11 protein-coding genes are annotated in these 18,668 nt (G+C 54.0%); 7 read left to right on the top strand and 4 right to left on the bottom strand.

Features of this window, described 5'->3' with window-relative positions; genetic code table 11:
• The first annotated feature begins 3 nt into the window (after positions 1 to 3).
• The 6 genes from mukF to EoCCA6_RS19800 all read left to right on the top strand — a co-directional run bounded on the left by mukF (position 4) and on the right by EoCCA6_RS19800 (position 9,859).
• Positions 4 to 1,326 (top strand): chromosome partition protein MukF, encoded by a 1,323-nt coding sequence (gene mukF, locus EoCCA6_RS19775; protein ID WP_152084099.1) that lies wholly within the window; start codon positions 4 to 6, stop codon positions 1,324 to 1,326.
• Positions 1,307 to 2,011 carry a chromosome partition protein MukE gene (mukE, locus tag EoCCA6_RS19780; RefSeq protein WP_152084100.1) on the top strand — a complete coding sequence of 235 codons (705 nt, stop codon included), beginning with the start codon at positions 1,307 to 1,309 and terminating at the stop codon, positions 2,009 to 2,011. The genes mukF and mukE overlap by 20 nt, the downstream gene beginning before the upstream one ends.
• Entirely contained in the window at positions 2,011 to 6,459 is a 4,449-nt protein-coding gene (gene mukB, locus EoCCA6_RS19785) for a chromosome partition protein MukB (RefSeq protein ID WP_152084101.1), read from the top strand. Before mukE ends, mukB begins: the two co-directional genes overlap by 1 nt.
• A gap of 180 nt (positions 6,460 to 6,639) precedes the next feature.
• Positions 6,640 to 8,463, top strand: coding sequence for a L,D-transpeptidase (gene ldtD / locus EoCCA6_RS19790; protein ID WP_152084102.1), 1,824 nt, complete (start codon positions 6,640 to 6,642; stop codon positions 8,461 to 8,463).
• 176 nt (positions 8,464 to 8,639) lie between these two features.
• Positions 8,640 to 9,191 carry a peptidoglycan L,D-endopeptidase MepK gene (gene mepK, locus EoCCA6_RS19795; protein ID WP_167515554.1) on the top strand — a complete coding sequence of 184 codons (552 nt, stop codon included), beginning with the start codon at positions 8,640 to 8,642 and terminating at the stop codon, positions 9,189 to 9,191.
• A gap of 20 nt (positions 9,192 to 9,211) precedes the next feature.
• The gene (locus EoCCA6_RS19800) at positions 9,212 to 9,859 is read left to right on the top strand and encodes an MBL fold metallo-hydrolase (RefSeq protein ID WP_152084104.1); all 648 of its coding nucleotides are present in this window, start codon (positions 9,212 to 9,214) and stop codon (positions 9,857 to 9,859) included.
• Positions 9,860 to 9,909: 50 nt separating this feature from the next.
• Here the strand turns inward: EoCCA6_RS19800 and aspC are convergent, their stop codons facing one another.
• The 4 genes from aspC to pncB form a co-directional block, all read right to left on the bottom strand.
• A complete protein-coding gene (gene aspC / locus EoCCA6_RS19805; protein WP_152084105.1) occupies positions 9,910 to 11,100 on the bottom strand; it encodes an aspartate transaminase in 1,191 nt (396 codons plus the stop codon).
• Between the two features lie 184 nt (positions 11,101 to 11,284).
• Positions 11,285 to 12,391, bottom strand: coding sequence for a porin (locus EoCCA6_RS19810; RefSeq protein ID WP_269777594.1), 1,107 nt, complete (start codon positions 12,389 to 12,391; stop codon positions 11,285 to 11,287).
• A gap of 605 nt (positions 12,392 to 12,996) precedes the next feature.
• Positions 12,997 to 14,397 (bottom strand): asparagine--tRNA ligase, encoded by a 1,401-nt coding sequence (asnS, locus tag EoCCA6_RS19815; RefSeq protein ID WP_152084106.1) that lies wholly within the window; start codon positions 14,395 to 14,397, stop codon positions 12,997 to 12,999.
• 167 nt (positions 14,398 to 14,564) lie between these two features.
• Positions 14,565 to 15,767: a nicotinate phosphoribosyltransferase gene (gene pncB / locus EoCCA6_RS19820; RefSeq protein ID WP_152084107.1), complete on the bottom strand. Its 1,203-nt coding sequence runs from the start codon at positions 15,765 to 15,767 to the stop codon at positions 14,565 to 14,567.
• A 255-nt stretch (positions 15,768 to 16,022) separates the two neighbouring features.
• On the opposite strand from pncB, the gene pepN reads away from it, so the two are divergent.
• Positions 16,023 to 18,635, top strand: a complete 2,613-nt coding sequence (gene pepN / locus EoCCA6_RS19825; RefSeq protein ID WP_152084108.1) for an aminopeptidase N — start codon at positions 16,023 to 16,025, stop codon at positions 18,633 to 18,635.
• Positions 18,636 to 18,668 lie beyond the last annotated feature (33 nt).

Raw genomic sequence — 18,668 nt, forward strand, 5'->3', positions numbered from 1 at the left:
CCTATGAGTGAATTTTCCCAGACAGTCCCAGAACTGGTTGCCTGGGCCAGGAAAAATGATTTCGCCATCTCGCTGCCGGTAGACAGACTCTCTTTCCTGCTGGCGGTTGCCACGCTGAACGGCGAACGGCTGGATGGTGAAATGAGCGAGGGTGAACTGGTGGATGCGTTCCGCCATGTCAGTGATGCGTTTGAGCAAACCAGCGAAACCATTAGCGTGCGTGCTAACAACGCTATCAACGATATGGTACGTCAACGTCTGCTGAACCGCTTTACCAGCGAGCAGGCGGAAGGAAACGCCATCTATCGTCTGACGCCACTGGGCATCGGCATAACTGATTACTACATCCGTCAGCGTGAGTTCTCCACGCTGCGCCTTTCCATGCAGCTCTCCATTGTGGCGGGCGAGCTGAAACGCGCTGCCGACGCGGCGGATGAAAACGGTGATGAATTCCACTGGCACCGCAACGTCTACGCCCCGCTGAAATACTCGGTTGCGGAGATATTCGACAGCATCGATCTGACTCAGCGTCTGATGGACGAACAACAGCAGCAGGTAAAAGATGATATCGCCCAGTTGCTGAACAAAGACTGGCGCGCGGCCATCTCAAGCTGTGAACTTTTACTGTCTGAAACTTCCGGTACGCTGCGTGAGCTGCAGGATACGCTGGAGGCGGCGGGTGACAAACTGCAGGCCAACCTGCTGCGTATTCAGGATGCGACGCTGGCGCATGACGATCTGCATTTTATCGATCGTCTGGTCTTCGACCTGCAGAGCAAACTTGATCGCATTATTAGCTGGGGCCAGCAGTCGATCGACCTCTGGATTGGCTATGACCGTCACGTGCATAAATTTATCCGTACCGCCATCGATATGGATAAAAACCGCGTCTTTGCTCAGCGTCTGCGTCAGTCGGTACAGACTTATTTCGATGCGCCATGGGCGCTGACCTACGCTAACGCCGATCGTCTGCTGGATATGCGTGACGAAGAGATGGCGCTGCGCGACGAAGAGGTGACCGGTGAATTGCCACCGGATCTGGAATACGAAGAATTTAACGAAATTCGCGAACAACTTGCGGCGATGATCGAAGAACAGCTTGCTGTCTACAAAACCAGACAAGTGCCGCTGGATCTTGGGCTCGTGGTGCGCGACTATCTGGCGCAATATCCACGTGCGCGCCATTTTGATATCGCCCGCATTGTTGTAGACCAGGCTGTGCGCCTGGGTGTTGCACAAGCAGATTTCACCGGACTGCCGCCGAAGTGGCAGCCGATTAACGATTACGGAGCCAAGGTACAGGCGCATGTCATTGACAAATATTGAACAAGTGATGCCAGTGAAACTGGCACAGGCGCTGGCAAATCCGTTGTTTCCGGCGCTGGACAGCCAGCTGCGTGCAGGTCGTCACATTGGCCTTGACGAGCTGGATAATCACGCCTTTTTGATGGACTTCCAGGAATATCTGGAGGAGTTTTACGCGCGTTATAACGTTGAGCTTATCCGTGCGCCGGAAGGCTTTTTCTACCTGTGTCCGCGCTCCACGACGCTTATTCCGCGTTCCGTGCTTTCCGAGCTGGACATGATGGTAGGTAAAATTCTCTGCTATCTCTATCTCAGCCCGGAACGTCTGGCGAACGAAGGTATCTTCACTCAGCAGGAGCTTTACGATGAGCTGCTCGCGCTGGCGGATGAAAGCAAGCTGCTGAAGCTGGTGAATAACCGTTCAACGGGTTCGGATCTCGATCGTCAGAAATTGCAGGAAAAAGTACGCTCTTCCCTGAACCGTCTGCGCCGTCTGGGGATGGTCTGGTTTATGGGCCATGACAGCAGCAAATTCCGCATTACGGAGTCCGTCTTCCGCTTTGGTGCCGATGTGCGTGCGGGTGACGATGCGCGTGAGGCGCAGCTGCGTATGATCCGCGACGGTGAAGCGATGCCGGTGGAAAACCATTTGCAGCTCAATGATGAGCACGAAGAGAATCAGCCGGATAGCGGGGAGGAAGAGTAATGATTGAACGCGGTAAATTTCGCTCACTAACGCTGATTAACTGGAACGGTTTCTTTGCCCGAACCTTCGATCTGGATGAGCTGGTGACCACGCTCTCCGGCGGTAACGGGGCGGGTAAATCCACCACCATGGCCGCTTTCGTTACGGCGCTGATCCCCGATTTGACGCTGCTGCACTTCCGTAACACCACCGAAGCGGGGGCGACAAGCGGCTCCCGTGATAAAGGCCTGCACGGTAAGCTGAAAGCGGGCGTCTGTTATTCGGTGCTGGATGTGATCAACTCTCGTCACCAGCGTGTCGTGGTGGGTGTGCGTCTGCAGCAGGTTGCCGGGCGCGACCGTAAAGTTGATATTAAACCGTTCGCCATCCAGGGGCTGCCAACATCGATGCAGCCCACGGCGCTGCTGACGGAAACCCTGAACGAACGCCAGGCGCGCGTGCTGACCCTGCAGGAGCTGAAAGACAAGCTCGAAACGATCGAAGGCGTGCAGTTCAAGCAGTTCAACTCTATTACCGATTACCACTCCCTGATGTTTGATCTGGGCGTTGTCGCGCGTCGCCTGCGCACCGCCTCAGACCGTAGCAAATACTACCGTCTGATCGAAGCGTCACTGTACGGCGGTATCTCCAGCGCCATTACCCGCTCTCTGCGTGACTACCTGCTGCCGGAAAACAGCGGCGTGCGTAAGGCCTTCCAGGATATGGAAGCCGCGCTGCGTGAAAACCGCATGACGCTGGAAGCGATCCGCGTGACTCAGTCCGATCGCGACCTGTTTAAACACCTGATCAGCGAAGCCACAAACTATGTGGCTGCGGACTATATGCGTCACGCCAACGAGCGCCGCATTCATCTCGATCAGGCGTTAGAGTACCGCCGTGAACTGTTCACCTCCCGTAAACAGCTGGTGGCCGAGCAGTATAAGCACGTTGAAATGGCGCGCGAACTGGGCGAGCACAACGGTGCCGAGGGCGATCTGGAAGCGGATTATCAGGCGGCCAGCGATCACCTGAACCTGGTGCAGACCGCACTGCGCCAGCAGGAAAAAATCGAGCGCTATGAAGCGGATCTCGATGAACTGCAAATTCGTCTCGAAGAGCAAAATGAAGTGGTGGCTGAAGCTGCCGACCTGCAGGAAGAGAACGAAGCGCGCGCCGAAGCTGCCGAGCTGGAAGTGGATGAGCTGAAAAGCCAGCTTGCCGACTATCAGCAGGCGCTGGACGTGCAGCAGACGCGTGCCATTCAGTACACTCAGGCACTTCAGGCGCTGCAGCGCGCAAAAGAGCTGTGCCATTTGCCGGATTTAACGCCGGACAGCGCCGATGAATGGCTGGAAACCTTCCAGGCCAAAGAGCAGGAAGCCACGGAGAAACTGCTCTCTCTCGAGCAGAAAATGAGCGTGGCGCAAACGGCACACAGCCAGTTTGAACAGGCTTATCAACTCGTGGTGGCGATCAATGGCCCGCTTGCGCGTAATGAAGCGTGGGACGTTGCGCGTGAATTGCTGCGCGATAGCGTGAATCAGCGCCATCTGGCCGGGCAGGTGCAACCGCTGCGTATGCGTCTGAACGAGCTGGAGCAGCGCCTGCGCGAGCAGCAGGAAGCCGAGCGTCTGCTGACGGAGTTCTGCAAGCGTCAGGGTAAAAATTACGATATCGAGGATCTGGAAGCCCTGCATCAGGAGCTTGAGGCGCGTATTGCGGCCCTGTCCGATACCGTATCCAGCGCCAGCGAACAGCGCATGACGCTGCGCCAGGAGATGGAACAGCTCCAGTCCCGCTCGCAGGCGCTGTTGCAGCGTGCACCGGTCTGGCTTGCGGCGCAAAGCAGCCTGAACCAGCTCAGCGAGCAGTGTGGCGAAGAGTTTGAATCCAGCCAGGAAGTGACTGAATACCTGCAACAACTGCTGGAGCGTGAACGCGAAGCGATTGTTGAGCGTGATGAAGTCGGCGCGCGTAAACGTGACGTCGACGAAGAAATTGAACGCTTAAGCCAGCCGGGCGGGGCAGAAGATCCGCGCCTGAACACTCTGGCGGAGCGTTTTGGCGGCGTGCTGCTGTCTGAAATTTATGACGATGTGGGTCTTGATGACGCACCGTACTTCTCCGCGCTGTACGGCCCGTCGCGTAACGCGATTGTAGTGCCCGATCTGTCGCTGATTTCTGAGCAACTCGCAGGCCTGGAAGATTGCCCGGAAGATCTCTATTTGATCGAGGGCGATCCGCAGTCGTTTGATGACAGCGTGTTCAGCGTCGATGAACTGGAAAAAGCGGTAGTTGTAAAAATCGCTGACCGTCAGTGGCGTTATTCACGCTTCCCGGAACTGCCGCTGTTTGGTCGCGCCGCGCGTGAAAGCCGTATCGAAAGCCTGCACGCGGAGCGTGAAACCCTTTCCGAACGTTTTGCGACTCTGTCGTTCGACGTTCAGAAAACTCAGCGTCTGCACCAGGCCTTCAGCCGCTTTATCGGCAGCCATCTGGGCGTGGCCTTTGAAGCGGACCCGGAAGCCGAAATTCGCAAGCTCAACACCCGTCGTGGTGAGCTGGAGCGGGCGATTGCTAATCATGAAAATGATAACCAGCAGAGCCGTGTCCAGTTCGAACAGGCGAAAGAGGGCGTTGCCGCGCTGAACCGCATCCTGCCTCGTCTGAATCTGCTGGCCGATGACACGCTGGCAGACCGCGTGGATGAAATCCAGGAACGGCTGGATGAAGCCCAGGAAGCCGCGCGTTTCGTTCAGCAGTACGGTAATCAACTGGCAAAGCTGGAGCCAATGGTTTCCGTTCTGCAGAGCGACCCGGAGCAGTTCGAGCAGTTAAAAGAAGATTATGCCTGGTCTCAGCAGGTCCAGCGCGAAGCGCGTCAACAGGCGTTTGCCCTGACGGAAGTGGTGCAACGTCGCGCCCACTTTGGCTACTCCGACTCGGCGGAAATGCTGAGCGGCAACAGTGACCTGAATGAAAAACTGCGTCAGCGCCTTGAGCAGGCCGAAGCGGAGCGTACCCGCGCTCGTGACGCGATGCGTACTCATGCTGCGCAACTGAGCCAGTACAGCCAGGTCATGGCCTCGCTGAAAAGCTCCTTCGACACCAAGAAAGAGCTGTTAAACGATCTGCATAAAGAGCTGCAGGACATCGGCGTGCGTGCCGACAGTGGTGCAGAAGAGAGGGCGCGTATTCGTCGCGATGAGCTACATGCGCAGCTTAGCAACAACCGTGCGCGCCGTAATCAGCTGGAAAAAGCATTGACCTTCTGCGAAGCGGAGATGGACAACCTGACCCGTCGGCTGCGCAAGCTGGAACGCGATTACCACGAAATGCGCGAGCAGGTCGTGACCGCGAAGGCGGGCTGGTGTGCGGTGATGCGCATGGTGAAAGACAACGGTGTTGAACGTCGTCTGCACCGTCGCGAGCTGGCGTACCTCTCTGCCGATGAGCTGCGCTCCATGTCGGATAAGGCGCTGGGTGCGCTGCGTCTGGCGGTGGCGGATAACGAGCATCTGCGCGATGTGCTGCGCATGTCAGAGGATCCGAAACGTCCGGAACGTAAAATTCAGTTCTTCGTGGCGGTTTATCAGCACCTGCGCGAGCGTATTCGTCAGGACATCATCCGCACCGACGATCCGGTTGAAGCCATCGAACAGATGGAAATCGAGCTGGGCCGCCTGACGGAAGAGCTAACCTCCCGCGAGCAGAAGCTGGCGATCAGCTCCCGCAGCGTGGCGAATATCATTCGCAAAACCATTCAGCGCGAGCAGAACCGTATCCGCCAGCTGAACCAGGGGCTGCAGAGCGTGTCGTTCGGCCAGGTTAACAGCGTGCGTCTGAACGTGAATGTGCGTGAAGCTCACGCCACGCTGCTGGATGTGTTGTCCGAACAACACGAACAGCATCAGGATCTGTTCAACAGCAACCGTCTGACCTTCTCCGAGGCGCTGGCGAAACTGTATCAGCGCCTGAATCCACAGATTGATATGGGGCAGCGTACGCCACAAACCATCGGTGAAGAGCTGCTGGATTACCGTAACTACCTGGAGATGGAAGTTGAGGTTAACCGTGGTTCAGACGGCTGGCTGCGTGCGGAATCCGGCGCGCTCTCTACCGGTGAAGCTATCGGTACGGGGATGTCGATTCTGGTGATGGTTGTGCAAAGCTGGGAAGATGAAGCGCGTCGTCTGCGCGGCAAAGATATCTCTCCATGCCGTCTGCTGTTCCTGGATGAAGCGGCACGTCTTGATGCGCGCTCCATCGCCACGCTGTTTGAGCTTTGCGATCGCCTTGATATGCAGCTCATCATTGCGGCACCGGAAAATATCAGCCCGGAAAAAGGGACGACCTACAAGCTGGTGCGTAAGGTGTTCCAGAACAGTGAGCACGTACACGTTGTCGGTTTGCGCGGATTTGCACCGCAGCCACCGGAGTCATTACCGGGTACGGCTGACGCGTCATAACGCGTTTTGTTACAAAGAGCGGCGCAAATGCGCCGCTTTTTTTATTCTCTTAAGTTGTACTTACGGCTGCGTTATCTTTAAACTTCTTTACATAAGGTAAGGCAACAGCGTTTTTGCCTTCCTATAATGAAGATAAGCCCCAGTGTATTGGGAATGTCGTGAGAAAACAGGGGGCAAGGGATGTTGCTAATGAAAAATCGTGGTCGTCAGCTGTCAGCGCTGAGTTTGTGCCTGACGGTGATGTTTGCTCCACTGTTTACCGCTCAGGCCGACGAGCCTGAAATTGTGCCGAGTGACAGCTCCGCGACGATGGGCGCACAGCCTACGTCACTGTCGCAACCGCTGGATCAATCTCCGGCGACGGCCATTATGGCCGGCATTAAGCCGTTACCGGAAGGTATCGACACCGAATCACTTCGCCAGCAGCTGATGACGGGGTTGCCGTCCGGCTATACACCTGCTTATATCAACCAGTTAACGCTGCTTTATGCTGCGCGCGATATGAAACCAATGTGGGAAGATCGCGACGCGGTACGTGCTTTCCAGCAGCAACTGGCGGAAGTAGCCATTGCGGGTTTTCAGCCGCAATTTACAACGTGGGTCCAGTTGCTGACCGATCCTGCCGTGACCGGGCAGGCGCGTGATGTGGTGCTGTCCGATGCGCTGATGGGCTACCTTCAGTTTGTGGCGGGTATTCCGGTCAATGGTAATCGCTGGTTATACAGCGAAAAGCCGTACAAGCTGGCAACGCCTGCACTGTCGGTGATTAACCAGTGGCAACTGTCGCTGGATAATGGCCAACTGCCACGCTTTATCGCAAGCCTAGCACCTGCACACCCGCAATATGCCACGATGCACCAGTCCTTACTTGAGCTGGTGGCAGATTCCCGACCCTGGCCGCAACTACGGGCGACTGCAACGCTTCGCCCTGGCCAGTGGAGCAGCGATGTTCCAGCCCTGCGTGAGATCCTTAAACGTTCCGGCATTCTGGAAAATGGACCAAAAATCGCGCTTCCGGGTGATGATCCGCAAAGTGTGGTTGTCAGCCCGTCTGCACCGGTGAAAGAGCAGAAAGCCGTGGCGTTGAGCGATAAACCTGCGGCTTACGATCGCGAGCTGGTCGCGGCGGTTAAGCAATTTCAGGCCGCGCAGGGGCTGGGAGCCGATGGTGTGATTGGTCAGTCAACGCGTGAGTGGCTGAATGTCTCTCCTGCGCAGCGTGCAGGTGTGCTGGCCCTGAACATCCAGCGTTTGCGCTTGCTGCCGGGCACGTTGTCGACCGGTATTATGGTTAACATTCCTGCCTACTCCCTGGTTTATTACCAGGACGGTAGTGAAGTGCTGGCGTCCCGTGTGATTGTCGGTCGTCCTGACCGTAAAACACCGATGATGAGCAGCGCGTTGAATAACGTTGTGGTGAATCCGCCGTGGAACGTGCCGCCTACGCTTGCGCGCAAAGATATCCTGCCGAAGGTATGGAACGATCCGGGTTATCTTGAACGCCATGGATATACCGTGATGCGAGGATGGAACAGCAAAGAGGCTATCGATCCGTATATGGTTGACTGGTCAACAATTACCGCCTCGAACCTGCCGTTCCGTTTTCAGCAGGCACCTGGCGCACATAACTCGCTGGGACGGTATAAATTCAATATGCCAAGTTCGGACGCTATTTACCTGCACGATACACCGAACCATAATCTGTTCCAGAAAGATGCCCGCGCGCTTAGTTCTGGCTGCGTTCGCGTGAACAAAGCCTCTGAACTGGCCAATATGCTATTGCAGGATGCAGGCTGGAACGATACGCGGATTTCCGATGCGCTGAAACAAGGGGATACGCGTTACGTTAACATTCGACACAATATTCCGGTCAACCTTTACTATCTGACGGCATTTGTTGGCGAAGACGGGCGCACCCAGTATCGTACAGATATTTACAATTATGATCTCACCGCGCGATCTGGCGCACAAATTTTGCCAAAAGCTGAACAATTAATCAGGTAAATGAAGTAGTTCGGGAAAATAGATTGTCGTAAGTTATGGTGAAATCGGGGCGATAAGGCTGTAAGCCCCGTATTTACTGGGGTTGGGTGCCTTGACGTCGTTGGCTTTGCCAGTTATGGTGCCCTTCGTGCGCTAAGCATACATACGATAAACCTTGACCTGTAGACCTGATTATCATGGACAAATTTGACGCTAATCGCCGCAAACTGCTGGCGTTAGGTGGCGTTGCGCTGGGCGCAGCGGCCATCCTGCCGACGCCAGCATTTGCCACCCTCTCGACACCTCGTCCGCGCATTTTAACGCTCAACAACCTCCACACGGGTGAGACGCTTAAAGCGGAGTTTTTTGATGGCAGAGGCTATATTCAGGATGAATTAGCAAGACTCAACCATTTTTTCCGTGATTTCCGCGCGAATAAAATAAAAGCCATCGACCCAGGATTATTTGATCAATTATTCCGCCTTCAGAGTCTGCTGGGAACCCGCAAGCCGGTGCAGCTCATTTCTGGCTATCGCTCCCTTGATACCAATAATGAACTGCGCGCCCACAGCCGTGGGGTAGCCAAAAAAAGCTATCACACGAAAGGGCAGGCAATGGATTTCCATATTGAAGGCGTTTCGTTAGCCAATATTCGCAAAGCTGCGTTATCTATGCGCGCAGGTGGTGTAGGATATTACCCACGTAGCAACTTTGTGCATATTGATACCGGGCCGGTTCGGCACTGGTAATAACGAAACACAGGAGCAGTATGAACTATCGTATTATTCCGGTTACCGCGTTCTCCCAGAATTGTTCATTAATCTGGTGCGAGCAAACCAAACTGGCCGCGCTTGTCGATCCCGGCGGTGACGCCGAGAAAATCAAGCAAGAGGTCGCAGCCAGCGGTGTCACGCTGATGCAAATTTTGCTGACTCATGGTCATCTTGATCATGTGGGTGCTGCGGCGGAGCTGGCTGAACACTACGGTGTGCCGGTGATTGGCCCGGAAAAAGAAGATGAGTTCTGGCTGCAGGGGTTACCCGCCCAAAGCCGCATGTTTGGCCTTGATGAGTGTCTGCCGTTGACGCCCGATCGCTGGTTGAACGAAGGAGATAGCGTAACCGTAGGGAATGTGACTTTACAGGTGTTGCATTGTCCTGGGCATACGCCAGGCCATATCGTCTTCTTTGATGGCCAGTCCCGTCTGCTGATTTCCGGCGATGTGATTTTCAAAGGCGGCGTAGGACGCAGCGATTTCCCGCGTGGCGATCACGGGCAGTTGATTCAGTCAATTAAACAGACGTTGTTGCCGCTGGGTGATGATGTGACGTTTATTCCTGGACACGGTCCGATGTCAACGCTGGGCTATGAACGGTTGCATAATCCGTTCCTTCAGGATGAAATGCCTGTCTGGTAACCCGCATTAAAAAAGCCTGCATAACGCAGGCTTTTTTGTTTGGGTGCAAATTACAGCACCGCGACAATCGCTTCACACAGCGGTGCCATGTTGTCTGGCGTCATACCCGCAACGTTTACACGGCCAGAGGCAACAGCGTATACACCGAACTCTTCACGCAGGCGCAGCACCTGTTCTTTGGTCAGACCGCTGAAAGAGAACATGCCGTTTTGCTTAATGATAAAGCTGAAATCACGGTCAGCACCTTTTTCTGCCAGTGTATTCACGAACAGCAGGCGCATACGCTGAATGCGTTGACGCATATCGTTCAGTTCTTGCTCCCAGATAGCGCGCAGGGCATCGTTGCTCAGGATAGTAGCAACAACAGACGCACCGTGAGCCGGTGGGTTGGAGTAGTTAGCGCGAATGACGGATTTCATCTGGCTGAATGCGCGATCAACGGTCTGATCGTCAGCAGCGACCAGCGTACAGGCCCCCACACGCTCGTTATACAGGCCGAAGTTCTTGGAATAGGAACTCGCGACGATCAGTTCCTGATGCACCGCGGCGAACGCACGCAGGCCTTCAGCATCTTCTTCCAGACCACGGGCGAAGCCCTGATAGGCGAAGTCGAACAGGGGCAGCCAGCCTTTTTCAACGGACAGTTTTGCCAGCTGTTCCCACTGTTCCAGCGTTGGATCGATACCGGTTGGGTTGTGGCAGCAGCCGTGGAACAGCACCACATCCCCCGCCTGCGCTTCGTTCAGGCTGGCCAGCAGGCCATCGAAATCCAGCGAGTGGTTTGCGGCGTCGTAGTAGGCGTATTCACGCACTTCCAGGCCAGCAGAGTTAAAGACGCTTTTATGGTTTGGCCAGCTTGGGTTACTTACCCAGACACGTTTAACCGAGGTGTTTTTCGCAAGGAAATCCGCCGCAACGCGCAATGCGCCTGTACCGCCAGGGGTTTGTGCCGTGCGCGCACGTTTGTCACTCACAATTGCACTGCCTTTACCGAACAGCAGCTCCTGAGTACAACGACCAAATTCAGGGATACCATCAATACCGAGGTAGTTTTTGGTGGTTTCGTTTTCCAGCAGATACTGCTCAGCTTTTTTCACACTGGTCAGTACCGGAGTTTTGCCGGTTTCATCTTTATATACACCAATACCCAGGTTGATTTTGCCAGGGCGGTCGTCGGCACGAAACAGATCGGCCAGGCCCAGAATTGGGTCGGCAGGAGCGGCAGTAATGTTCTCAAACATGACGAAGTTCCATTGTGATTACAGAAGTGAAATCCGCTATCAGGTTAACGGTAGATTTACAAAATGCCAACCGTTTGCGACAAAAAGCGTGCGGCTTTTCAAAAGACGCGACTTTTTGCTTTCAGGCATAAAAAAACAGGGCCGAAGCCCTGTTTCTTAAGCATATAACAAAGTGGTGTACTGATTAGAACTGGTAAGTTACGCCAACAGCAGCCATGTCGTCGTTGCCGTTGATGCCGCCAACTTCAGACACGTATGCGTCGTCTTTGTCCAGCAGGTTGATGTAGTAGTCAGCCCACACGTTGAAGTTTTTGTTGAAGTAGTAAGTCGCGCCAACCTGAACGAATTTCGCCAGATCTGCATCGCCACCGCTGAAGCCACCGACGGCAGCCAGGTCTTTACCTTTGGTCTGGACGTAGGAAATTGCCGGACGCAGGCCGAAGTCGAACTGGTACTGAGCAACAACTTCGAAGTTCTGGGTTTTGTTAGCAAAACCAGCATCACCGCTAGAACCAGTACGGGTAGTGTTACGGGTTTCAGCATAGGTGGTTGCCAGGTAGATGTTGTTAGCGTCGTATTTCAGACCGACACCCCATGCTTCAGCTTTATCGCCCTGGCCATCAGCTTTCTGATTCAGAGTACGGTTAGCGTTGCTGTAAGATGCGATTGCACCGAAGCCTTCGCCGAAATCGTAACCCAGAGAGTAACCTACGCCATCACCGTTAGAGGTGTTAACGTCAGCACGGTCGTTTTTGCCCTGGTACTGTACGCCCAGGCTCAGACCGTCAACCAGACCGAAGAAATCGCTGTTACGGTAGGTCAGCAAGCCGGTGCTACGGCTGGTCATAAAGTTATCGACGTAGTTACCGCCCCAGGTCATACCGGAGAAGGACGGTGCCATATCGGTGTAAGATTCTACGTCGTAAACGATACCGTAGTTACGACCGTAGTCGATGCTGCCAGCGTCACCTGCTTTCAGACCAGCGAAAGCCAGACGGTTTTTGTTGGACTGGTTGCCGCCTTCAGGCTGATTAGCCATGAAACGGTATTCCCACTGGCCGTAACCGGTCAGTTGATCGTTGATCTGGGTTTCGCCTTTGAAGCCAATCTGTGCGTAAGTACCATCAGTGCTATTGGTGTCGTCGCCGGTGGTCACGAAATCGTGCTCGCCGTTAACTTTACCGTAGAAGTCCAGTTTGTTGCCGTTCTTGTTATAGATTTCTGCAGCATTTGCTGCACCGGCTACCAGCAGGGCAGGGATAACCACTGCCAGGATATTGCGCTTCATCATTATTTATTACCCTCATTGGTTTTTTTATGACACTCGCCACTGCCGTCAATAAATTCTGTCAATAAATATTTCCGGAACTATTGATGAGAGTTTGGTGTCTTTATGTATCTGACAGGCATCTTTCCATTCATAGAACCGTTTCGCTAGCCTGAAAGTGCTACAATCCTCAAGATTCAGTAACAAAAAGAAATTATGTGTAACTAAATGTGAATTTTAAGGAACTTTGTGAAGCACCTCAAATTTCAGAACCGATTGGTTATTTAAACGACTGAACCTATCCTATATATATGAATTGCTTATGTTTAATTTGGCTAAAGGCATTTCATATAAACAGAAGTTAAACAAGTTTATTTTTCTTATGACACACTCTGGACTTCTGGAAGTCTGAGAAATTGGCTGAGTTTTGTGCTAATGCGTAAGAAATGGATTAGGCGCAATGTCTGTACGGTTTATTTTTTGTTCAAAGATATTTCGGGGAAATACCAGGTAACAATCAGGGGATTTGTCGGGGTTGAGATTTAAAGATACTGACTTTTAACTGACACAAACTGACAATGCAGAATAAAATAATGGCCAGCGGAGCTGGCCATTGAGATGACGGGGATTTAGAAGGTTGCGCTGCGTGGAGTGCGTGGGAAAGGAATAACGTCACGCACGTTCTGAACACCCGTTACGTAAGCAATCAGACGCTCAAAGCCAAGACCGAAACCGGAATGCGGTACGGTACCGTAACGGCGCAGATCGCGATACCACCAGTAGTCTTCTTTATTGAGACCCATCTCAGCCATACGCGCATCCAGTACGTCCAGGCGCTCTTCACGCTGCGAACCACCGATGATCTCACCAATGCCCGGAGCCAGAACGTCCATTGCGGCAACCGTTTTACCGTCTTCGTTAAGGCGCATATAGAACGCCTTAATATCTTTCGGGTAGTTTTTAACGACGACTGGTGCTTTGAAGTGTTTCTCTGCAAGATAACGCTCATGCTCAGAAGCCAGGTCAACGCCCCAGTAAACCGGGTTCTCGAATTTCTCACCGCATTTCTCAAGGATGGCGACCGCATCGGTGTAATCCACCTGAGCGAAATCTGCGGAAACGAAACGCTCCAGACGCGCAACGGCATCACTGTCTACACGCTCTGCGAAGAATTTCATGTCGTCAGCACGTTCTTCAAGCACCGCCCTGAAGACATATTTCAGCATTGCTTCAGCCAGGCCTGCAACATCATTCAGATCCGCGAACGCCACTTCCGGCTCCAGCATCCAGAATTCCGCCAGGTGACGGCTGGTGTTGGAGTTTTCAGCACGGAAGGTTGGGCCGAAAGTATAGATCTTCGACAGTGCGCAGGCGTAGGTTTCACCGTTGAGCTGGCCAGATACCGTCAGGAAGGACTCTTTACCAAAGAAATCTTTGTCGTAGTCCACTTTGCCTTCCGGCGTGCGCGGCAGGTTTTCCATATCCAGCGTTGAGACGCGGAACATTTCACCCGCACCTTCCGTATCGGAAGCGGTAATCAGCGGGGTGGATACCCAGAAGTAACCTTGCTCATCGAAGAAGCGGTGCAGCGCCTGTGCCAGCGTATGACGCACGCGAGCAACCGCACCAATCAGGTTGGTACGCGGGCGCAGGTGCGCCACTTCACGCAGATACTCGATGCTGTGACGTTTTGCCGCCATCGGGTAGGTATCCGGATCTTCAACCCAGCCGGTGACCTCAATCGCAGTTGCCTGAATTTCGAAACTCTGACCCTGACCAGGCGATGCGACAACAACGCCGGTAACGATAACGGAACAACCCGTTGTCAGGCGCAGAACGTCATCATTGTAATTGGGCAGAGAATTATTAATGACGGCCTGTACAGGATCAAAGCAGGAACCGTCATAGACGGCAAGGAAGGAGATGCCAGCTTTAGAATCTCGGCGAGTACGCACCCATCCGCGCACGGTGACTTCTTGGTCAACGGCGACACGGCCCTGGAGTACGTCGGCTACAGGCACAACGCTCATAATATTCTCTCTGTTAATAGTCGGAAAAAATAAACACTTGTCCGCCCTTAAAGGGGGGATATCTATGTTACCTGGCATCCGCCGCCAGACAAGCAGATTTCGCAGTCAAAAGAGAAGAAATCAGAAATAAATAAGGAGAGGGGAGCCGGTCAGGCTCCCGAAAGCGATTAACTGGCTTTTTTAACCTGTGGCAGATCGAACGCTTTGCGCAATGCGCGAACAAACGCTTTGTCATGGCAGATGGTTTTACCGGGGCTGTCGGAGAGTTTCGCGACCGGCTTGCCGTTACATTCCACCAGTTTTATGACGATGTTCAGCGGTTTCACCTGAGGAATATCGCAGGTCAAACGGGTCCCAATCCCAAAGCTCAGGTTTACTCTGGAGGAGAAATGGCGATAGAGATCGACGGCTTTTGCTAAATCAAGGTTATCAGAGAAGACCAGCACCTTGCTCATCGGGTCAATGCCCAGTTTTTCGTAATGGGCAATGGCCTTCTCGCCCCATTCAACGGGATCGCCGGAGTCATGGCGTAAACCCTGATAGCGCTCAGCGAATTCGGGGCCAAAGTCGCGCAGGAAAGCATCCATTGTAATGCAGTCGGTAAGGGCGATACCCAACTGGTCCGGGTACTCATCCAGCCACGCGGCAAGTGCAGCACGCTGGCTGTTAGCCAGATCGGGGCTGATTTGCTGATGCGCCTGGAACCATTCATGTGCCTGGGTGCCCATTGGCGTCAGGTCCAGACGACGCGCCAGATCGTAATTACTGGTCCCCACAAACCACGGCTCTTGCTGCAAACGCTCAACGATGGCCTGCTGAACCTCACGCGAGAAACGGCGGCGCGTGCCAAAGTCCATCAGGCGGAAGCGGGACATATCCAGATCGTCGGTCAGATGTGAGAACTCAACCAGTTTGTTTTCCAGCGAAGCAACCGCCTGCTTAACGCCGGTTTCCGGAGAGCGATAGCGGTGAGCCAGCTCACTGATCACGGCCAGAAGCGGTACTTCCCACATGATCACTTCACGCCACGGACCTTCAAGCCGGATGTCCAGTTTGCCGTTTTCATTGGTGATGGTGACCTGCTGCGGGTTATAGCGGAAATCGCGCAGCCAGTTCAGATAATCGGCTTTAAAGAAAGGTAGGCCGGAAAGCCACTGATATTCGTCGTCCTGCAGCGCCAGATGCTGCATGGCATCGACCTGTTCACGAATGGAGTCTGCGTAGATACCCAGCAAGTCGTCGCCACGGCAGCGAAACTCAGCCGCCACATGGACATCATGATAATGGTGGAAAACGGCTTGCTGCATATGCAGTTTATACGCGTCGGTATCCAGCAACGTATGCAGAACAGGAGAAGCGAATTGAGTCATAGGTGCGCAGTAGCATCCTCTCACAGGAGCGTTTAGTACAATAAACAACTCCGGAGTATACCTTGTTTAGTGATTTATTGAACCCCGATCACAACATAAGCTGTCTTTAGGGTCGAGGGCATTTCGTGCCTCTTGTTATAAAAATGTAGCGAAAAAGGTCGTTGTGCCTGAAAAGATGAACATTCTGCGTAGCGCGTTTTACACAACAGGAATAGACTGGATTCGATATTCGACAAACGATGCATAAGGTTTTCTATGACACAACAGCCACAAACCAAATACCGCCACGACTATCGTGCGCCGGATTACCTGATTAGCGATATCGATCTGACTTTTGACCTGGATGCCACTAAAACCGTTGTCACGGCGGTCAGTCAGGTGACGCGCCAGAGCGCGACAGCAGTGCCGCTGCGTCTTGATGGTGAAGACCTGACGCTGGTCTTCCTGCATATTAATGATGAAGCATGGTCAGACTATAAAGAAGAAAATAACCAGTTGGTTATCAACAACCTGCCTGAGCGCTTCACGCTGAGCATCGTCAATGAAATCAGCCCTGCTGCGAACACGGCACTGGAAGGGCTTTACCAGTCCGGCGTGGCGTTGTGTACCCAGTGTGAAGCGGAAGGCTTCCGTCATATTACCTGGTATCTCGATCGCCCGGACGTGCTGGCCCGCTTCACCACTAAAATCATCGCCGATAAAACCCTCTATCCGTTCCTGCTCTCCAACGGTAACCGCGTCGGTGAAGGCGAACTGGAAAACGGGCGTCACTGGGTGCAGTGGCAGGACCCGTTCCCGAAACCGTGCTACCTGTTTGCGCTGGTAGCCGGTGATTTCGACGTGCTGCGCGATACCTTTAAAACCCGCTCTGGCCGCGAAGTAGCGCTGGAATTGTTTGTTGATCGTGGCAACCTTGACCGTGCGCCGTGGGCGATGACCTCGCTTATCAACTCCATGAAGTGGGACGAAGAGCGTTTTGGCCTCGAATACGATCTCGACATCTATATGATCGTCGCCGTCGATTTCTTCAACATGGGCGCAATGGAGAATAAAGGCCTCAACGTCTTTAACTCCAAATACGTGCTGGCGCGTACCGATACCGCCACCGATAAAGACTATCTCGATATTGAACGCGTCATCGGCCACGAGTATTTCCATAACTGGACCGGTAACCGCGTCACCTGCCGCGACTGGTTCCAGTTGAGCCTCAAAGAGGGCCTGACCGTTTTCCGCGATCAGGAGTTCAGCTCCGATCTGGGTTCACGCGCGGTGAACCGCATCAACAACGTGCGCACCATGCGCGGCCTGCAGTTTGCGGAAGACGCCAGTCCAATGGCGCACCCAATTCGCCCGGATAAAGTCATTGAGATGAACAACTTCTACACCCTGACGGTGTATGAAAAGGGTGCAGAAATCATCCGTATGATCCATACCCTGCTGGGCGAAGAGAACTTCCAGAAAGGGATGCAGCTCTACTTCGAACGTCACGACGGCAGCGCCGCCACCTGCGACGACTTCGTGCAGGCGATGGAAGACGCGTCTAATGTCGATCTCTCTCACTTCCGCCGCTGGTACAGCCAGGCCGGTACGCCGGTGGTGACCGTCAAAGACGATTACAACCCGGAAACCGAGCAGTACACTCTGACCATCAGCCAGCGCACGCCGCCTACGGCCGAGCAGGAAGAGAAACACCCGCTGCACATCCCGTTCAGCATTGAGCTGTACGACAATGAAGGCAAAGTGATCCCGTTGCAGAAGGGCGGTCATCCGGTACACCACGTACTGAACGTGACCCAGGCCGAGCAGACCTTTATTTTCGATAACGTCTATTTCCAGCCGGTGCCTGCGCTGCTGTGCGAATTCTCAGCGCCAGTGAAGCTGGAGTATAAGTGGAGCGATCAGCAACTGACGTTCCTGATGCGTCACGCGCGCAACGATTTCTCCCGCTGGGATGCGGCGCAAAGCCTGCTGGCAACGTACATCAAGCTGAACGTGAACCGTCACCAGCAGGGCCAGCCGCTGTCTCTGCCGATCCATGTTGCTGACGCATTCCGCGCCATCCTGCTGGACGAGAAGATTGATCCGGCGCTGGCGGCTGAAATTCTGACCTTGCCAGCGGCCAGTGAAATCGCCGAGCTGTTCGATATTATCGACCCGATTGCTATTGTTGCTGTGCGTGAAGCGCTGACCCGTACTCTGGCAACCGAGCTTGCGGATGAGTTCCTGGCGATCTACAACGCCAACAAGCTGGATGCGTATCGCGTAGAACATGCCGATATCGGTAAACGCTCCCTGCGTAATACCTGCCTGCGCTATCTGGCCTTTGGTGAAGTGGAACTGGCGAATACGCTGGTGAGCAAGCAGTATCATGAAGCCGATAACATGACCGATGCGCTGGCTGCTTTAGCTGCAAGCGTTGCTGCCGAGTTGCCGTGCCGTGATGCGCTGATGCAGGAGTACGACGACAAGTGGTATCAGGATGGTCTGGTGATGGACAAGTGGTTCATTCTGCAGGCCACCAGCCCGGCGGCCGATGCCCTCAGCAAAGTACGCAGCCTGCTGAAGCACCGTTCGTTCACCATGAGCAATCCGAACCGCGTGCGTTCCCTGATTGGTGCGTTTGCCAGCAGCAACCCGGCCGCATTCCATGCGGAAGACGGCAGCGGTTATCAGTTTATGGTTGAGATGCTGACCGAGCTGAACAGCCGCAACCCACAGGTGGCGTCACGGTTGATTGAGCCGCTGATCCGCCTGAAACGCTACGATGCGAAGCGTCAGGCGAAAATGCGTGCCGCGCTTGAGCAGTTGAAAGGGCTGGAAAATCTGTCTGGCGATCTGTACGAGAAGATTACTAAGGCGCTGGCCTGATGTAAAAAAGCCCGGTGGCGCTACGCTTACCGG

It is taken from the genome of Enterobacter oligotrophicus (genome assembly GCF_009176645.1).
GTDB classification, from domain to species: Bacteria; Pseudomonadota; Gammaproteobacteria; order Enterobacterales; family Enterobacteriaceae; genus Enterobacter; species Enterobacter oligotrophicus.

Bases quoted from the DNA above. Each gene is read 5' to 3' on its own strand.
- mukF (WP_152084099.1), top strand. From the start codon at position 4: ATGAGTGAATTTTCCCAGACAGTCCCAGAACTGGTTGCCTGGGCCAGG.
- mukE (WP_152084100.1), top strand. From the start codon at position 1,307: ATGTCATTGACAAATATTGAACAAGTGATGCCAGTGAAACTGGCACAG.
- mukB (WP_152084101.1), top strand. From the start codon at position 2,011: ATGATTGAACGCGGTAAATTTCGCTCACTAACGCTGATTAACTGGAAC.
- ldtD (WP_152084102.1), top strand. From the start codon at position 6,640: ATGTTGCTAATGAAAAATCGTGGTCGTCAGCTGTCAGCGCTGAGTTTG.
- mepK (WP_167515554.1), top strand. From the start codon at position 8,640: ATGGACAAATTTGACGCTAATCGCCGCAAACTGCTGGCGTTAGGTGGC.
- EoCCA6_RS19800 (WP_152084104.1), top strand. From the start codon at position 9,212: ATGAACTATCGTATTATTCCGGTTACCGCGTTCTCCCAGAATTGTTCA.
- aspC (WP_152084105.1), bottom strand. From the start codon at position 11,100: ATGTTTGAGAACATTACTGCCGCTCCTGCCGACCCAATTCTGGGCCTG.
- EoCCA6_RS19810 (WP_269777594.1), bottom strand. From the start codon at position 12,391: ATGATGAAGCGCAATATCCTGGCAGTGGTTATCCCTGCCCTGCTGGTA.
- asnS (WP_152084106.1), bottom strand. From the start codon at position 14,397: ATGAGCGTTGTGCCTGTAGCCGACGTACTCCAGGGCCGTGTCGCCGTT.
- pncB (WP_152084107.1), bottom strand. From the start codon at position 15,767: ATGACTCAATTCGCTTCTCCTGTTCTGCATACGTTGCTGGATACCGAC.
- pepN (WP_152084108.1), top strand. From the start codon at position 16,023: ATGACACAACAGCCACAAACCAAATACCGCCACGACTATCGTGCGCCG.